The 17,290-nt window shown below is 56.7% G+C and carries 19 protein-coding genes; 11 read left to right on the top strand and 8 right to left on the bottom strand.

Annotated elements, in window-relative coordinates:
• Positions 1–249: 249 nt before the first annotated feature.
• A complete protein-coding gene (locus tag ACR0NN_RS19160) occupies positions 250–1,848 on the bottom strand; it encodes a phosphoenolpyruvate carboxykinase (RefSeq protein ID WP_170724386.1) in 1,599 nt (532 codons plus the stop codon).
• A 343-nt stretch (positions 1,849–2,191) separates the two neighbouring features.
• On the opposite strand from ACR0NN_RS19160, the gene ACR0NN_RS19155 reads away from it, so the two are divergent.
• From ACR0NN_RS19155 to ACR0NN_RS19125, 7 genes are read left to right on the top strand one after another with little or no spacing between them, the layout of a single operon-like run.
• Positions 2,192–2,896 carry a response regulator transcription factor gene (locus tag ACR0NN_RS19155; protein WP_170686687.1) on the top strand — a complete coding sequence of 235 codons (705 nt, stop codon included), beginning with the start codon at positions 2,192–2,194 and terminating at the stop codon, positions 2,894–2,896.
• A gap of 32 nt (positions 2,897–2,928) precedes the next feature.
• A complete protein-coding gene (locus ACR0NN_RS19150) occupies positions 2,929–4,638 on the top strand; it encodes an ATP-binding protein (RefSeq protein ID WP_480685322.1) in 1,710 nt (569 codons plus the stop codon).
• Positions 4,639–4,641: 3 nt separating this feature from the next.
• Positions 4,642–5,112 carry an HPr kinase/phosphatase C-terminal domain-containing protein gene (locus ACR0NN_RS19145; protein WP_170724382.1) on the top strand — a complete coding sequence of 157 codons (471 nt, stop codon included), beginning with the start codon at positions 4,642–4,644 and terminating at the stop codon, positions 5,110–5,112.
• Positions 5,109–5,990, top strand: coding sequence for an RNase adapter RapZ (rapZ, locus tag ACR0NN_RS19140; protein ID WP_170724380.1), 882 nt, complete (start codon positions 5,109–5,111; stop codon positions 5,988–5,990). The genes ACR0NN_RS19145 and rapZ overlap by 4 nt, the downstream gene beginning before the upstream one ends.
• Complete coding sequence (locus ACR0NN_RS19135) at positions 5,987–6,379, top strand: PTS sugar transporter subunit IIA domain-containing protein (RefSeq protein WP_170686691.1); 393 nt, start codon at positions 5,987–5,989, stop codon at positions 6,377–6,379. Before rapZ ends, ACR0NN_RS19135 begins: the two co-directional genes overlap by 4 nt.
• A 16-nt stretch (positions 6,380–6,395) precedes the next feature.
• Entirely contained in the window at positions 6,396–6,665 is a 270-nt protein-coding gene (locus ACR0NN_RS19130; protein WP_039541855.1) for an HPr family phosphocarrier protein, read from the top strand.
• Between the two features lie 34 nt (positions 6,666–6,699).
• Positions 6,700–7,599 carry a lysophospholipid acyltransferase family protein gene (locus tag ACR0NN_RS19125; protein ID WP_170686692.1) on the top strand — a complete coding sequence of 300 codons (900 nt, stop codon included), beginning with the start codon at positions 6,700–6,702 and terminating at the stop codon, positions 7,597–7,599.
• A 79-nt stretch (positions 7,600–7,678) separates the two neighbouring features.
• Here the strand turns inward: ACR0NN_RS19125 and ACR0NN_RS19120 are convergent, their stop codons facing one another.
• Positions 7,679–8,554: a 3-hydroxybutyryl-CoA dehydrogenase gene (locus ACR0NN_RS19120; RefSeq protein WP_170724378.1), complete on the bottom strand. Its 876-nt coding sequence runs from the start codon at positions 8,552–8,554 to the stop codon at positions 7,679–7,681.
• A gap of 163 nt (positions 8,555–8,717) precedes the next feature.
• Here ACR0NN_RS19120 and ACR0NN_RS19115 point away from each other — a divergent pair, with 163 nt between their 5' ends.
• Positions 8,718–9,536, top strand: a complete 819-nt coding sequence (locus tag ACR0NN_RS19115; protein WP_480685320.1) for a DUF6473 family protein — start codon at positions 8,718–8,720, stop codon at positions 9,534–9,536.
• A gap of 66 nt (positions 9,537–9,602) precedes the next feature.
• Here ACR0NN_RS19115 and ACR0NN_RS19110 read toward each other — a convergent pair whose 3' ends face one another.
• The 6 genes from ACR0NN_RS19110 to ACR0NN_RS19085 all read right to left on the bottom strand — a co-directional run bounded on the left by ACR0NN_RS19110 (position 9,603) and on the right by ACR0NN_RS19085 (position 13,847).
• Positions 9,603–10,532, bottom strand: a complete 930-nt coding sequence (locus tag ACR0NN_RS19110) for an FAD-binding protein (RefSeq protein ID WP_170724377.1) — start codon at positions 10,530–10,532, stop codon at positions 9,603–9,605.
• Positions 10,532–11,290 (bottom strand): electron transfer flavoprotein subunit beta/FixA family protein, encoded by a 759-nt coding sequence (locus ACR0NN_RS19105; RefSeq protein WP_170724374.1) that lies wholly within the window; start codon positions 11,288–11,290, stop codon positions 10,532–10,534. Before ACR0NN_RS19105 ends, ACR0NN_RS19110 begins: the two co-directional genes overlap by 1 nt.
• A gap of 185 nt (positions 11,291–11,475) precedes the next feature.
• Positions 11,476–12,048 (bottom strand): cob(I)yrinic acid a,c-diamide adenosyltransferase, encoded by a 573-nt coding sequence (locus ACR0NN_RS19100; RefSeq protein ID WP_170724372.1) that lies wholly within the window; start codon positions 12,046–12,048, stop codon positions 11,476–11,478.
• A gap of 3 nt (positions 12,049–12,051) precedes the next feature.
• Positions 12,052–12,252, bottom strand: coding sequence for a twin transmembrane helix small protein (locus ACR0NN_RS19095; protein ID WP_010437734.1), 201 nt, complete (start codon positions 12,250–12,252; stop codon positions 12,052–12,054).
• 80 nt (positions 12,253–12,332) lie between these two features.
• On the bottom strand, positions 12,333–13,160 hold the full coding sequence (locus tag ACR0NN_RS19090) for an SDR family NAD(P)-dependent oxidoreductase (protein WP_170724370.1): 828 nt from the start codon (positions 13,158–13,160) through the stop codon (positions 12,333–12,335).
• Between the two features lie 69 nt (positions 13,161–13,229).
• Positions 13,230–13,847: an SH3 domain-containing protein gene (locus ACR0NN_RS19085; protein WP_480685318.1), complete on the bottom strand. Its 618-nt coding sequence runs from the start codon at positions 13,845–13,847 to the stop codon at positions 13,230–13,232.
• A 200-nt stretch (positions 13,848–14,047) separates the two neighbouring features.
• Here ACR0NN_RS19085 and parC point away from each other — a divergent pair, with 200 nt between their 5' ends.
• From parC to ACR0NN_RS19070, 3 genes are all read left to right on the top strand, one after another.
• Entirely contained in the window at positions 14,048–16,396 is a 2,349-nt protein-coding gene (gene parC / locus ACR0NN_RS19080) for a DNA topoisomerase IV subunit A (protein ID WP_170724367.1), read from the top strand.
• A gap of 98 nt (positions 16,397–16,494) precedes the next feature.
• Positions 16,495–17,085, top strand: coding sequence for a hypothetical protein (locus tag ACR0NN_RS19075; RefSeq protein ID WP_170686699.1), 591 nt, complete (start codon positions 16,495–16,497; stop codon positions 17,083–17,085).
• A gap of 114 nt (positions 17,086–17,199) precedes the next feature.
• The coding region (locus tag ACR0NN_RS19070; RefSeq protein WP_215675807.1) for a GTP-binding protein at positions 17,200–17,290 on the top strand (91 nt) is incomplete at its 3' end.

Genomic DNA, 17,290 nt, shown 5'->3' with positions numbered 1-17,290 from the left:
ACACCCATCCCCTAGTAATATATTCCATACCTTATCAGACATCCCCAAGCATAGTGTGAGCATATTCGCTTGGTTCGCCTATGATCAATTTACCAGAAAGCTGCCGTGAATGAAGGCCGCGATCAGGTGCTTTGTTGGTGGATTTGCTTAGCGCAAGTTGATCCTTGCCGCAATGAACTTGTCGTGAACTCTGTGTTGCCGCAACGTAACTTGGCAAGAAAAAAGGGGCCATTGCGGCCCCTAATCAAATCACCCAATCGCGACAGCTTTGATATCTTCGTCGATGAAGGGCAAGTATTGTTCGAAGTTCTCAGCGAACATATGCACCAGTTTCTCGGCCTGCTTGTCAAACGCGGCCTGATCATCCCAGGTACGGCGCGGGTCCAGCAAGACCTCGGGCACACCAGGAACCGAAACGGGGACGTCAAAGCCGAAATTGGCGTCCTTGCGGAATTCTGCATCAGTCAGCGAGCCTTCCAGCGCTGCAGTCAGCAGGGCGCGTGTGGCTTTGATCGGCATCCGACTACCAACTCCGTAAGCTCCTCCGGTCCAGCCAGTATTCACCAGCCAGCACGTCGCACCGTGTTGGGCGATCTTGTCCCGCAGCAGGTTGCCGTAAGCTTCGGGACGGCGCGGCATGAATGGTGCGCCGAAGCAGGTCGAGAATGTGGGCTGTGGCTCGGTCACGCCACGCTCGGTTCCGGCCACTTTCGAAGTAAAGCCAGACAGGAAGTGATACATTGCCTGCGCCGGGGTCAGCCGCGCGATCGGAGGCAGAACACCGAACGCATCACATGTCAGCATGATGATGTTTTTGGGATGCCCGCCCAATGCTGATTTCGACGCGTTCGAGATGTACTCCAGCGGATAGGCGCAGCGCATATTCGCAGTCAGCGAGTCGTCATTGAAACCCAGCTCTTTGGTTTCGGGATCGAAAACCATGTTCTCAATCACGGTGCCGAATTTCGAGGTGGTCGCGTAGATTTCCGGTTCAGCCTCGGCATTCAGATTGATGGTCTTGGCATAGCAGCCGCCTTCGAAGTTGAAAGTGCCGCGATCCGACCAGCCGTGCTCGTCATCCCCGATCAGAATGCGCGAGGGATCAGCCGACAAGGTGGTTTTGCCGGTGCCGGATAGGCCGAAAAATACGGCGGTATCGACCGGGTTGCCGACCGCGTGGTTCGCTGAGCAGTGCATCGGCATCACGCCTTTTTCGGGCAGCATGTAGTTCAGCAGGGTAAAGACGGACTTTTTGTTCTCGCCTGCATATTCCGTACCACCGATCAGGATCAGCTTACGGTCGAAGTTCAGCGCGATCACCGTTTCGCTGCGGCAGTTATGTTTGGCCGGGTCGGCCTTAAAGCTGGGGCAGTTGATGATGGTGAAATCTGAGGTGAACTCATCCAGGTCCTCGCGATCCGGGCGACGCAGCAGGTGGCGGATGAACAGGTTGTGCCAGGCCAATTCGGTGATCATCCGTACATTGATCGAATAGCTCGGGTCAGCCCCGCCCACGAGGTCTTGCACGAAATAGTCGCGGCCTTTCATATGGGCCAGCATATCCTTGTATAGCGCATCAAAACCTTCCGGGCTCATCGCGGCGTTGTTTTCCCACCAGATGCTGTCGGCGACGCTGTCGGTTTTGACGACGTGTTTGTCTTTGGGGGAACGGCCGGTGAATTTGCCGGTGGTCACTAGAAAGGCACCACCATTTCCAAGGGTACCTTCGCCGCGCTTCAGCGCTTCTTCGATCAGCGCCGGTTCCATGAAGTTGTAATAGACATTGCCCAGACCCTCGATGCCCTGATCTTCGAGGCGGAATTGCGGGTTAACCCGTCCAGATGTCATGTGTGTCTTCTCCTGTGGCGGCGCGGTGGCCCAAAGCCGGTGCGCCAATTGGGCAGATACCGGAAACTACCGGCGGTCAAGCGCCTCTTATCACGGTACTTTAGGGCATGAACAGGAGGGTTGGGTGGAGTTAGCGCAACCAAGTTCAGGTTTAGCGCCACCACCAAATGTCCGCTGCAAAACAAGGCAGCTATTTGCGTGCAGCAAGGCAAATTTGCCGCATACCTGCCGCAAGAATGGCATGATTCGAGGTTACGAGTTGATTCGGCGGATCAAAACCGCCAACAATGCCTTACAAAAAAGCGTATTATTGCGCGAGTGAGCAGGAATAGGGGTGAACCCGATGTCAAAGATTGCACTAGTGGATGACGACAGAAATATCCTGACGTCCGTGTCCATGACTCTCGAAGCCGAAGGTTTTGAAGTCGAAACATATAATGATGGCCAGGCCGCGCTGGACGCTTTCAACAAAAAACTGCCCGATATGGCGGTGTTGGATATCAAGATGCCGCGTATGGACGGGATGGATCTGCTGCAAAGACTGCGTCAGAAAACCCAGATGCCGGTCATTTTCCTAACCTCCAAGGATGATGAGATCGATGAGGTTCTGGGCCTGCGCATGGGCGCAGATGACTACGTCAAAAAACCGTTCTCGCAGCGGCTGCTGGTCGAGCGCATTCGCGCTTTGCTGCGTCGGCAGGAGGCTGTCGAGGGTGACGTCACCAATGCAGCCACTGGTGATACCAAAGTGATGGAGCGGGGCGAGCTGCGGATGGATCCGTTGCGCCACGCGGTCAGCTGGAAGGGCAATGATGTCTCTCTGACCGTAACTGAGTTTCTGTTGCTACAGGCACTTGCGCAACGCCCTGGCTTTGTCAAAAGCCGTGACCAGTTGATGGATGTTGCTTATGATGATCAGGTCTATGTGGATGACCGGACCATCGACAGCCATATCAAGCGGCTGCGCAAGAAGATGCGTGCTGCAGATCCCGAATTTTCGGCGATCGAAACGCTGTACGGTATCGGATATCGTTATAACGAAGAATAGGCGCGGCCGTTTTACAAAGGCGAATGGGTCTCGTGCGCGATACTGAACAAGCCAACCAAGTGCGCGACGCGGATGTCGTTCTTGGGGATGACTGGGTCATTCCCCAAGACCCTGACGTCGCCGAGCTACAGGCCAAGCGATCGCGACGAAACCTGTTTTCGTTGCGCTATTCGCCCTTGGCGCGCAGAATTATCACCTTCAACTTAATCGCTCTGGTCATCTTGGTGGCCGGCTTGCTGTATCTGGACGACTCGCGAAAGGAGCGGGTTCAACAAACCGCGCGAAATCTGGTCGGCGATGCGCAACTCGTCAGCAACGTTTTTGAAACCCAGCTGCGCCAGCCTTCGGCCAACGGGGCAGGCACACTGGATGTCCGGGATACGCTGGCGGGCCTGAGCTTGCCTGACGGCGGTGAGGTCTTTGTCTACGATGGGACCGGTACGCTGATTGGTTGGACCCGGGGTGCATCTACGGCCTCTGATCTGCCGAGCCTGTTGCATCAAGACGCCGACACGGCGAATGGCAGCACGTTGATCAGCGATGCGCTCAATGCCGTGTGGAACGGTGTCTCGGCTGTCTTTAGTGGATCTTCACAAAGCGAAGCCCCGACGCTGGCGCAACGGGTACAGGAGATGATCCCACAGGCGTTGAACGGTGGGATGCAGGTGCAGGCCGTTCAGGATGACATGGGTAAGACGGTGATCGTGGCTGTCGCCCCAATCCTTTTGGACAATACACCCGTCGGAGCTGTTGCCATGGCAGGCCCGGCCGGTGAGATTGATGCGCTGGCGCGCAAGGAACAAGAGCGTATCCTTCAGATGTTTGTTGTCGCGCTTTTGGTTTCCATCGGTCTAAGCCTGGTTTTGGCCTCGACGATTGCGAACCCCCTTGCGGATTTGGCTGCCGCTGCCGAGATGGGCAAAGATCGTGGCGCGGGCGTGAACCCTGGGCGCATCCGTATCCCTGACCTCAGTGCGCGTCCGGATGAAATCGGTCGATTGAGCCGGGCATTACGTGGGATGGTAACAGCGCTCTACAATCGAATTGATGCGAACGAACAGTTTGCGGCCGATGTCGCGCATGAAATCAAGAACCCGCTTGCCAGTCTGCAATCGGCGGTTGGTACCATGCGGATGGTCAAACGGGACGACCAGCGCGAAAAGCTGTTGGGTGTGATAGAGCATGATGTCCGGCGATTGGATCGTCTTGTCAGCGATATTTCGAACGCATCTCGTCTGGATGCGGAGCTGGTGAAAGAAGAAGAGCAGCCCTTTGATCTGCTCAATCTGCTCGGCAATATCAGTCAGTTTCTGGGAGAGGACGCCCGGTCGAAGGGGATTGAATACATTACAGATCTGCCGGCAGATCCCATCGTGGTCAATGGGCTCGAAGCGCGTCTTGCACAGGTCTTTGTCAACCTAATCACCAATGCGATTTCCTTTTGTGAGGACAAAGATGCGATCCGGGTCTGGGTGCGCCGCCGTGACAATCGTGTGCTTGTGGTTGTCGAAGACACTGGCCCCGGCATTCCGGATCAGGCACTGACCAAGATTTTCAAACGCTTCTATTCCGAACGCCCCGAAGAGCATTTCGGCAATAACTCAGGCCTCGGGCTGGCGATCTCGAAACAGATTGTCGAAGCGCATGGCGGCGTGATCTGGGCCGAAAACATCCGCCCGACCGAGGCCGACATCACCTCGGACCCGCTGGGCGCACGGTTCGTCGTCGGGCTTCCAGTCTAAACCATGGGCGCGGCCCCTCTTTCTGAAATAGCGGATCAAAAATCGGCCTGCGTTCATGCGACCTGCGTTTCGGTTAAGGGTCTGGGCGTTCTGATTATTGGTGCCTCGGGCGCGGGAAAATCTGCACTGGCGCTGCAAATGATGGCGCTTGGGGCACAGCTTGTCGCGGATGATAGGGTCGATCTGACCGGGCAGGGGGATCACATATTGGCGACTGAAGTCCTGCAAATCCGCGGCCTGATCGAAGCACGTGGAGTTGGCTTGCTGCGGGCCGATGTCGTTGGCCCGGTGCCTCTGGCATATATCGTGGATATGGACCAACCCGAACCCGCTCGGCTACCCGAACCCACGCATATTCGTGTGCTGAGGCAAACTGTTCCCTTGCTTCGCGGTGCAGGTGTCCCCAATTTGGCTGCAGCACTGATACAACTTGTGAAAATGGGGCGCGTCGCCCCGGAGTGGCCGAATACATGACAGCACAACAGCGCGTCGTTCTGGTGACCGGCCCTTCGGGTGCCGGGCGGTCAACCGCGATACATGTGCTTGAGGACCTGGGGTTCGAGGCGATCGACAATCTTCCGATGGGATTGTTGGTGCGCCTGGTGAACAGCTCAGGACCCGCGCGCCCCATGGCATTGGGTATCGACACGCGCAATCGCGATTTTTCAACCATCGGCTTTATCGAGCTTGCCGCCAAATTGGGCAAGATGGCACATGTCGACCTGACAATTCTCTACTTGGATTGCGGAGACGAGGTGCTGCTGCGCCGCTTTTCGGAAACCCGCCGCCGTCATCCGGTTGCAGCAGATGCCAGCCCGGAAACCGGCATTTGTCAGGAAAAAGAACTGCTGGCCCCAATTCGCGAAATTGCCGACACGCTGATCGACACCAGCGCGTTGAACGTGCATCAGCTGCGGGAAGAGGTCGAGCGTTGGTTTGCGCCAAAAGGCGGGCGGCATCTGGCTGTATCGATTGAATCCTTCTCGTATAAGCGGGGTTTGCCGCGTGGCTTGGACATGGTGTTTGATTGCAGGTTTCTGGCCAACCCATACTGGCGGCCGGAATTGCGGGATGCAGATGGTCGAAACCCGGATGTGGCGGCCTATGTTCAATCAGATGCGAACTATCACACCTTCTTTGATCGGGTCGCCGATTTGTTGATCGAACTGATTCCAGCCTTCCGCGAAGAGGGCAAGGCGCATCTTTCGGTCGCATTCGGGTGCACCGGCGGTCAGCATCGTTCGGTCGCGGTGGCCGAAGCGGTTGCAAAGGCCCTTGCAGAAGGGGGGCAGCAGGTGGCAATTAGGCATCGCGAAATGGAACGTCGCGCGTTGAATGTGAGGCCGGAGTGATCGGGATCGTAATTGTTGCACATGGTGGGTTGGCGCAGGAATATCTGGCCGCCACGCAGCATGTGGTTGGAAAGCAACCCGGGCTGGTGGCCATCCCAATCGAAGCCGACCACGATCGCGAGGAAAAGCAAGCCGAGATATGTCGTGCGGCTGATGACGTAGACATGGGCGACGGCGTTGTTGTGGTCACCGATCTATTTGGGGGCAGCCCCTCGAATCTTAGCTTAAGGGCCTGCGCGCCTCAGGATCGGCGAATCCTTTATGGGGCAAACCTGCCTATGCTCATCAAACTGGCCAAAAGCCGCCATCTGCCGCTGGCCGAGGCCGTCCGTTTGGCTTTGGAAGCTGGACGAAAATACATCAATGCGCAAAATGTGACGTTGGATTGACACCGGATAGATTCGTATGACGAACAAGAGTTTGAAAATTATCAATGAAAAGGGCCTGCATGCCCGCGCGTCGGCCAAACTGGTCGAAGTGGTCGAGGGATTTGATGCGCGCGCAGAAGTATCACGTGACGGACTTTCTGCTTCGGGCGATAGTATCATGGGCCTTTTGATGTTGGCAGCGTCGCGCGGAACCACTATTGACGTCGAGACGTCCGGCCCGGATGCTGAGGCGTTGGCAGAAGCTTTGGAAACTCTGGTAAACGACAAGTTCGGCGAGGGGTTCTGACAGCCACGACACCAAGGACGGAAAGACAAGGCAATTGGCGGAAACCACGCACGATACCAAAACAGGTCCTGTAGTGGATCACGACACCGATCAGGGTGAGATTTACGACCGCAGAACCCTGACCTACGCCAACTCGTTTGACGATGCCTGGACGTCTACGGCAATTCGCGCCATCGAATGGTGCACGGGCAAACTGACCATCTTGCGTATGGTCAACAAATTCGAAAAGCAGAACGAACACTACCGGGGCCAAAAATTCTGGGGCGGTGCGCTCAAGATAATGGGCATTGACCTAACGACGCCTGCGGAACAGATCGCGCGTATCCCCAAGGAAGGCCCTGTTGTGGTTGTTGCGAACCATCCGCATGGCATGGTCGATGGCATGATTTTTGCCGAACTGATCGGCCAGGTCCGCAGCGACTATCGCATCCTGACCCGCTCGGTCCTGACTGGGCTGGACGAAGCCGCGACCTCTTTCATGATCCCAGTGCCGTTCCCACATGATCCCGAAGCGCAGGCCAAAATGCTCGAAATGCGCAGCAAAACGATGAAACACCTGGCCGATGGCGGCGTTGTCGCGCTGTTCCCGTCGGGTGTTGTTATGTCGTCGGACGACTGGTTCGGCCCGGCGATCGAGCGGGAATGGAATGTCTTTACGGCCAAAATGATCCGTCGCTCGGGCGCCAAAGTCGTCCCGATCTTTTTCCCAGGCAGCAATTCCCGCTGGTATCAGATCGCCAACCGAATCTCGCCCATTCTGCGTCAGGGCTTGCTGCTTCACGAAATCGTCCGCTCGTGCAACAAGCCGCAGTCGCCCGTCATCGGTGATCCGATTTCGGACGACGATATGGCGCTGCTTGAGCGTGATCCCCGCGGTTTCATGGCTTGGCTCCGAGATCACACCATGGCGCTGGGCAAGACACTCAAATCCTGATCCGCCCTTCATCTGGCCAAAAATATCCCGGGAGTGAATTGAGCCGCAGGCTCAAGAGAGGGCTGGCCCTCTCTTTGTCCTAGCGTGTGGGCACTGGAACCTCGCCTCGGTAATCATAAAACCCGCGCTCGGTCTTGCGCCCTAACCATCCAGCCTCGACATATTTTGTCAGCAACGGGCAAGGACGGTATTTGGTATCTGCCAGACCTTCATGCAGAACGTTCATGATGGCCAGACAAGTATCCAAACCAATGAAATCCGCCAGTTCCAGCGGACCCATCGGGTGGTTTGCACCCAGCTTCATCGATTGATCAATCGACTCAACACTACCGACGCCTTCATACAGGGTATAAACCGCCTCGTTGATCATCGGCATCAGAATACGGTTGACGATAAAGGCGGGAAAATCCTCGGCGCTAGCCGAAGTCTTACCCAGCCGGTCAACCACAGCCTTGCACGCGTTAAAGGTTGGTTCATCCGTTGCGATACCGCGAATCAGTTCGACCAATTGCATGACGGGAACAGGGTTCATGAAGTGGAACCCCATAAAGCGCTCTGGCCGATCGGTTCGGCTGGCCAGTCGGGTGATCGAGATAGATGACGTGTTCGACGTCAGAATCGTATGAGGCTGCAAATGCGGTATCAGATCTTCAAAGATCGCCTGTTTTACCGTTTCACGCTCGGTTGCGGCTTCGATGACAAGATCGGTCTGCCCCAGATCGGACAGGTTCAAAGTGGTCGTAATCCGCCCCAACGCGGCTTTCACCGCATCATCCGAGATTTTGCCACGCAAAGCCTGACGCACCAGGTTGGTTTCAATCGTCGAAATCGCTCCATCCAGCGCTTCCTGGCTGATGTCGTTCAGCAGAACATCGTAGTCCGCCAATGCCATGACATGGGCAATCCCATTGCCCATTTGTCCAGCGCCGATCACTCCGACTGATTTTACATCCATGCTTTGGTGCCCTTGTTTGCAGGTTGCGGCGACATTAGCGGCAGTTCCGCACGCGCGGCAAGGGGATCAGGCCGGTCAATTTCGCTTCAAATGCGCGCATTAGGAATTTCGCAAGACCTAGGGCGGCAAAATGGCAACCGGGTGATAATATTGGGTGAGTGTGATGAGCTATCAATCGATCAATGCGGGTCATTCCGCGGAAGAAACTTGCGTGTACGAATCCTCGAAACTGCGTTTTCGGGGCCCGCAGAGGGCGTTGAACGGCCCCTATATCGCGTGCGTCGGGAGCGAGGACACTTTTGGCCGCTTTGTAGACGCGCCTTTTCCCTGCGTGCTAGAGCAGCAGCTTGACCGCCGCTGCATCAATCTGGGCAGCCTGTTTTGCGGGGTTGAGGCTTTGACCCGGGATAATGGGCTTCTGGAGATCGTTAATAGGTCCGAGATCTGCATCCTTCAAATGCCCGGCTTGCTTGGTCAATCAAACCGCTTCTATCGCGTGCACCAGCGCCGCAATGATCGGTTTGTCGCGCCGACGCCAGAGTTGGTTACGCTATATCCTGAAGAAGACTTCACGGATATTCATTTCGTGCGCCATCTGCTCGCGCGTCTCGGGTTACATACGGATGTTCGAATAGAGCTTGTGAGACAGGAGCTGCAAAAAGCGTGGATTGAGAGAATTGGCAGTTTTCTTGCAAAAACAGCGCCTCCCGTCGTGCTGTTGCGATTGGACGTGGAAAATGTCGAGGGGGGCGCACCCACGAACGATCCCTTTGCAATCACGTCATCGATGATGGAGGCCCTGAGGCCTCGATGTGCGCAGATTGTCGAGCTTCAGGTTCAGGCGTCCGGTGTATCGGACGAGCTTGAGGACATGTTGTTTGGAACTCTGCAACAACCAATTGCAGAACACATGATTGGCCCGGCCACGCATCGAAGGATCGCTGCATCTCTGACCTCGGTGATTGAAGACGTGAGTGCATGAATTAATTAAGGCCCGCCTATTGGCGGGCCCCTTAAGATATTTTGACGAAAAATCTCCGCTCGGTGATCAGCCAAGTTTCTCAGTCAGTTCTGGCACGGCCTGGAACAGGTCGGCGACCAGTCCGAAATCGGCGACCTGGAAGATCGGCGCTTCTTCGTCCTTGTTGATTGCAACGATGACCTTCGAGTCTTTCATCCCAGCCAAGTGCTGAATCGCACCCGAGATGCCGACTGCAACGTATAGATCGGGGGCAACAACCTTACCGGTCTGACCCACCTGCCAGTCGTTCGGAGCATAGCCCGAGTCAACAGCCGCACGCGAGGCGCCGACAGCGGCACCCAGCTTGTCGGCCAGAGTTTCGATCAGTTTGAAGTCCTCTTCCGAACCGACACCGCGGCCACCTGAGACAACGACACCAGCCGAGGTTAGTTCGGGACGATCACTTTCGGCAACCTTGTCCTCAACCCACTCCGACAGGCCTGGGTTATCGCCGACCGCGATCGTCTCGACAGCCGCCGAGCCGCCTTCGCCCGCTGCGTCGAAAGATGCAGTCCGGATGGTGACAACTTTCTTGGCGTCGTTCGATTTCACGGTCTGGATCGCGTTGCCTGCGTAGATCGGACGCTCGAAGGTCGAGCCGTCCACCACGCCCGAGGCATCCGAGATTACCATCACGTCCAGCAGGGCTGCAACGCGGGGCATCACGTTCTTGGCGTCGGTGGTGGCAGGGGCAACAATGTGCTCGTAGCCATCGGCCAGACCCACGATCAGAGCGGCAGTGGATTCCGCCAGGCGGTGGCCCAGCGAGGCGTCTTCGGCAACCAGGACCTTGGAAACACCGTCGATCTTTGCAGCGGCTTCACCGGCTGCGGCGGCGGAACCACCAGCGGCCAGAACGGTGATGTCGCCCAGCGATTTGGCGGCTGCGACGGTTTTGGCGGTCGCATCAAAGCTCAGTTCGCCGTTGTTGACTTCGGCAAGCAGAAGTACAGCCATTACACAGCCCCCGTTTCTTTGAGTTTCTCAACCAGCTCGTCGACCGAGCCCACTACGATACCCGCCGCACGTGCCGGAGGCTCGTCCGTTTTAACAACTTCCAGACGCGGCGTGACATCGACGCCATAATCGGCTGCGGTTTTCTCATCCAGCGGCTTTTTCTTCGCCTTCATGATGTTCGGCAGCGAGGCATAGCGCGGTTCGTTCAGGCGCAGGTCAACGGTGACGATGGTCGGCATCTTGACACTGATGGTCTGCAGACCGCCATCCACCTCGCGGGTGATCTTGGCGGTGTCGCCTTCGATGTCCAGCTCAGACGCGAAGGTGCCTTGCGACCAACCCAGAAGGGCCGACAGCATTTGGCCGGTGGCGTTCATGTCGTTGTCGATCGCCTGCTTGCCCGCCAGAACGATGCCCGGCTGCTCTTCCTCGACCACTTTGGCCAGGATCTTGGCGACGGCCAGAGGCTCGATATCGGTGTGCACGTCGTCGGCAGCCACAACCAGAATTGCGCGGTCCGCACCCATGGCCAACGCTGTCCGCAGGGTTTCCTGCGCCTGCTTCACGCCAATCGAAACGGCAATAACTTCGTCAGCCTTGCCCGCTTCTTTCAGGCGGATCGCTTCTTCAACAGCAATCTCGTCGAACGGGTTCATCGACATTTTTACATTGGCGAGATCAACTCCGCTGCCATCCGCCTTCACGCGAACTTTCACGTTGTAGTCAATCACGCGCTTGACAGGCACAAGTACCTTCATTTTTGCGTAAGCTCCTTACAAAAACGGCAAGCCGCGCAGCGACTCCACCAATGCTCTCGTGGGCCTAGATAGCGACTCGTGATGCCCGGCAACAGAGCAAAATCGTCACGTCATGGTTTCGAGACGTCGCGTTTCGTCATTTTTTCGACATGAAATGAAATTTTGTTTCCCTGCCGATGGAATGGTCAGCGATTTGCGCCCGGAATCCAAAGCACATCATCACGTCCACCGTTATTTGCGCAGCGCGCCGCGACGAAGAACCAATCGCTGAGGCGATTGAGATACTTAACGGCTGTCTCGTTCACGGGTTCCATATTGGTTAGCTCGACCGCCAGCCGTTCTGCTCGGCGTGAAACTGTGCGGCACACATGGAGATGCGCAGCCAGACGCGAGCCGCCGGGAAGGATGAAACTGCGCAAGGGTTCCAGCGTTTCGTTCATCGCGTCAATCTCGGCCTCAAGCCGGTCGATCTGTGCGGATACAATGCGCAAAGGTGGGTAATCGGCCTCGGCATCCTTGTCCATGTCGGGGCGGCAGAAATCGGCGCCCAAATCGAACAGATCATTCTGGATGCGGGATAGGGCGGCTTTAACCTCTCCGTCAGCTTCGGTTCGTGCCACGCCAACAAAGGAGTTCAGTTCATCCACAGTGCCATATGCCGCAACACGTCCGGAATACTTCGCAACACGTTCGCCGTTTCCAAGCGCGGTTTTGCCGTCATCGCCTGTGCGCGTGTAAATCTTGTTTAGAACAACCATACCTTAAACCCCCTGTCCGCGCAGATAGACGTAGAGTACGATCAGCACTACGGCAATGAATTGAAACAGGATCCGCAGGCGCATCATCTTGTTGCTTTTCATCGCGGCGTCTTTACCGGGTTTTCCAAAGTTGGCAATGCCCATCACCAGCACGGCGACCACCGCCGCCATGGCCAAAAGCAGTACGACCATCAACAGGTCCATAAGATCACCGTCCGTGATTGTTTTGTTGTTGACCCCTCATCTAGCGTTGATGGGGGCAAAAGCGAACGGGTAATTTCGCCTCAGATGTCCGAGAGGATGCGGTCAATCGCGCGGGTCGGCAGAATGCGGCGCAGATATCCGGCGATATAGGTGGGTGTCGTCACATAGTAACGGGCACGCGGGCGTTTGGATTCGACTGCATGGGTCAGTTTGGCTGTAACGGCAGAAGCAGGCAGCTCGAACTTATCGTTCCCAGATGATTCATAGAGGCGTTTCAGCAATGAATTCTCATACCTCTGGCGCAGGGCAGAGTTTTCCCAATCGATAAAGCGCTCGAATACCGGGATCGAATTCACGCGAAATTTCGACGTCACCGGGCCCGGTTCAATCAAGACAACTTTGATATCGGTATCCCGTAGCTCCAGCCGCAATGTGTCTGTCAGGCCTTCGATGGCATATTTGGTGGCAACATAGGCCCCGCGCCATGGAAACGCGACCAACCCCAGAACCGACGAATTCTGCACGATGCGCCCGTGCCCCTGGGCCCGCATCACGGGAATCACCTGTCGGGTCAGTTCGTGCCAGCCAAAGACATTGGTCTCGAAGATCAGGCGCATCCCTTCGATTGGGACATCTTCGACCGCGCCAGGGAGGCCGTGGGCTCCGTTGTTGAACAACGCATCCAGCGTGCCTCCGGTCGCGTCCAGAACCTGATTTAGGCCGGATTTGATGCTTTCGGTATCGGTATAATCGATCCGGGGGCTGTCAAATCCCTGAGCCCTTAACCGATCACAATCACGCTGTTGACGGCACGAGGCAAAGACGCGCCAACCGCGCGCGCGCATCCCGTGCGCCGCGTCCAGACCTATCCCGGATGAGCAGCCCGTGATCAGAATCGATTTCTGCATATCGCCCCCGCCTGTCTATCTGGCCCATAGCTATGGCGAGGTTTTGGTCAGGACAATGACGCAGTTGCGTCAGTTTGTTGGTTTCCGCACCAGTGAGGCAGAAATCCAACCCACGCTTTGATTCGGTAGCAAGCGTAGGCGCAGCCACCCGGTTCCTGAATCGCTGAGTACTTCGACACGTTGGCCAAGCCTGGCTTTGGCGATGACGGGGTAAATTGTTCCCGGTCCGTCGCGCATATTAACGCGCGTGCCCGATATTTCGCGAATGTCTTTCTCGGGCTCGACGACTTGCGAGACCGGTGTGACATCATCCCGGACCTCTGCTTCAACCTGCAACAACCCAGCGGCGCCATCCTCAAGCGACGCAAGCGTAAAGCTGGCGCCATTCTCGTCAAAGGCTGAGAATTGAGACAGCGGATCGGTCGCGACTTGTGCAAGGACGACAGCCGCGTCCTCTTCGACCTTGGGTTGGGGTTGAACCCGCTCGGAAACCGTGCGCGTGGCGACATTGGTCACAAGTTCTTCGGCACGAGAGGTCGGGGCAGGGATCGGTTTGGGTTCAGGGGCCGAGGCGATGCGCACAGGTTGTTCAGCGCGGGTGCCGCGCGGTTCAAAATCCGGGCCTCCGCTCATGACATAGAAGCTCCATCCGAGCATGGCGAAAGTGATAATGATAACGCGCGTCATGGCGCACCCCCTGGCAATCGTAACATCAATAAAAGGCAGCAGTCTTAATGTCCGGAAGCCTAGCATAGATTCAGCTTCGAGTCGAAAAATGGGGGAAATCCGACACTTGCCTCCCCCTGTTGCAAAAAGCGCGACTTGTCCCCAGCAAAATATGTGTCGATTGCTTTACCCGCGCGCGCTTGCGTCGTATCACATCATATATGAACGATACGATCGATGACCCCAACATGGAGGCCCCCGAAGGCGGGGGCGAAGTGGCTGAACCGCTGCGCCGCGCAATAGGTGAGCGCTATCTGACCTATGCGCTGTCTACCATCATGCACCGCGCTTTGCCGGATGCGCGCGACGGGCTGAAGCCGGTTCACCGGCGAATCCTCTATGCGATGCGCGAGTTGCGACTCAGCGCGACGGGTGGGTTCCGCAAGTCTGCCAAGATTTCCGGCGACGTGATGGGGAACTACCACCCCCATGGCGACGCTGCGATCTATGACGCGATGGCGCGTTTGGCGCAGGACTTCAACGTCCGCTACCCGCTGGTCGACGGGCAAGGGAACTTCGGCAACATCGACGGCGATAACCCGGCGGCCTCGCGTTACACTGAGGCACGGATGACCATCGTGGCTGAAGCGCTGCTTGAGGGTCTGAACGAAGACGCTGTTGATTTTCGCGACAACTATGATGGCACGCTGACCGAGCCGGTTGTGCTGCCTGCGCAATTCCCGAACCTTTTGGCCAACGGCGCCAGCGGTATCGCGGTGGGGATGGCGACGAATATTCCGCCGCACAATATCTCGGAACTCTGCGACGCTTGCCTGCACCTGATCAAAACGCCGGATGCGCGCGACGACACGTTGTTGAACTACGTCCCAGGCCCGGATTTCCCCACCGGCGGTGTTATAGTCGAGCCGCCCGAGAACATCGCGCAAGCCTATCGCACTGGGCGCGGGTCCTTCCGTCTGCGCTGTAAGTTCGAGGTCGAGGACCTGGGCCGTGGCCAATGGCAGATCGTGGTTACCGAGATTCCATATCAGGTTCAGAAATCGAAGCTGATCGAAAAGATCGCCGAGCTGATCCAGACCAAGAAAATCCCGATCCTCGCCGATGTGCGCGACGAATCCGCCGATGATATCCGCCTGATCCTTGAGCCGCGCTCCAAGAACGTAGACCCTGAGGTGCTGATGGGCATGCTCTATCGGAACTCGGACCTTGAGGTGCGGTTCAGCCTGAACATGAACGTGCTGATCGACGGCGTGACGCCCAAGGTCTGCTCGATGAAGGAAGTGCTGCGCGCTTTCCTTGATCACCGGCAAGAGGTGCTGCTGCGTCGTTCGCGCCATCGAATGGCCAAGATTGATCACCGTTTGGAGGTCTTGGAAGGCTTTATCGTCGCCTTCCTGAACCTCGACCGAGTGATCGATATCATCCGTTACGATGACGACCCTAAAGCCGCCCTGATGCGCGAGGATTGGGGAATCGATCATGTCCGCGCGACCGATGAGTCCGACTATGTCTCGCCCAAGCCGGGCGAGGGCGAGTTGTCCGAAGTTCAGGTCGACGCCATCCTCAACATGCGTCTGCGCAGCTTGCGCCGTCTGGAAGAGATGGAGCTGGTACGTGAGCGCGATGAGCTGATGCTGGAACGTGCAAACCTCGAAGACCTGCTGGCCGATCCCGCGTTGCAATGGACCAAGATCGCCGAGCAGTTGAAAGAGACCAAGAAGACCTTCGGCAAAGACTATGAAGGCGGTTCGCGGCGCACGCAGTTCGCCGAAGCAGGACAGGTTGAAGAGGTTCCGCTTGAAGCGATGATCGACAAGGAACCGATCACGGTCGTCTGCTCTCAGATGGGCTGGATTCGCGCAATGACCGGTCATATCGACCTGAAGCGCGAGTTGAAGTTCAAAGACGGCGACGGCCCGCGTTTTATCTTCCACGCAGAGACGACAGACCGGTTGTTGGTGTTTGCATCGAATGGGCGTTTCTACACCGTCAGCGCTGCCAATCTGCCAGGCGGGCGCGGCATGGGTGAGCCGCTGCGCCTGATGGTCGATCTGCCAAACGAGGCTCAGATCATCGACATCCTGATCCACAAGCCAGGGCGCAAGCTGTTGGTGGCCTCGGATGCGGGTAACGGCTTTATGGTGCCCGAAGATGAGGTTCTGGCACAGACCCGCAACGGCAAGCAGGTGCTGAATGTCAAAGGCGACGAGACAGCGATGATCTGTAAGCCGGTCGATGGTGATCACGTGGCCGTCGTTTCGCAAAACGGCAAATTCCTGGTCTTCCCGACATCAGAACTTCCGGAAATGACCCGCGGCAAGGGTGTTCGACTGCAGAAATACAACATGGCGCGGGGGCGTCAGGGTACGTTGGAACTGGATGGTGGTCTGTCCGACATCACCACCTTCAACTGGGAAGAGGGCCTGAAATGGTCCATGGGCGGTGACAAGACCCGGCACGAGGCTGACATGTCCCAATGGCTTGCCAAGCGCGCGGGTGTTGGAAAAAAGGCCCCTTACGGCTTTCCGCGGGATTATAAGTTCTCGTGATCCGAGCGCTCGTTTGGTGAAATTCTGCCGATACGGCTTGGCACAACCCGTATCGGTGCGCTACATCCAATAAAAACAGGCCTATCGAGATAAGAGACATGCTTCGCATTCTGACACTGATCACCGGATTAGCCCTGATGGGGGCGTGTACCCAAACGCAAGTCTATGAAGAACCCGAGTCACTGGGGGAATTTAAACTGCGCGTGAACTACGCCTTTGCAGAGAAAGCCAAGCAAGGGCCGGTTTCGCGGGATGCAACGCCCAAAGAATGGGAAGATGCGATTCAGAACGCAGTAGACATTCGTTTGGGCCGATATGAAGGCGCGCAGGAATATGACATAGGCATCAGCCTAGAAGGTTATATGCTGGCGCCTCCGGGTATCCCGGTGATCTACAATCCGAAAAGCACCGCGATTGTTCTGGTCAATGTCTACGACGTTGGAAAAAAGGAATTTGTCGCCAAGAAAAAGCAGTTTCAGGTTCTGGAAGATACGACCGGTGAAAGTGCCCTGGCCGGGTCTGGCCATTCGCGCACCCGGGAAGAACAGATGAACGGCCTTGCGTTGAAAGTTGCGGACCGTGTCGAAGAGTGGCTGGCCGAAGAACACAAAGACAATGGCTGGTTCGACAGACGTCCTGACCTGATCCAACCGCTTGAAACCGAAGTGGTTACACAAAATCCGGCGTGAAGGTCGCATTTCCCTCAGGATGTGCTTGATTTTCCCCCCTGAACCAAATATCTCGCGCGCGCAGATGTAACCCGGGACCAAGGGTCCCCCAAATTGCAAAAGGGCGCCTGAGGAATGGCAAAGGAAAAGTTTGAGCGTACAAAACCGCACGTCAACATTGGCACGATTGGCCACGTTGACCACGGCAAGACCACGCTGACCGCAG

The sequence above is a fragment of the Ruegeria sp. BA2 genome, from assembly GCF_056539605.1.
The sequence above is the reverse complement of the archived record's forward strand: the minus strand, read 5'-3'. Positions and strand labels throughout refer to the sequence as shown.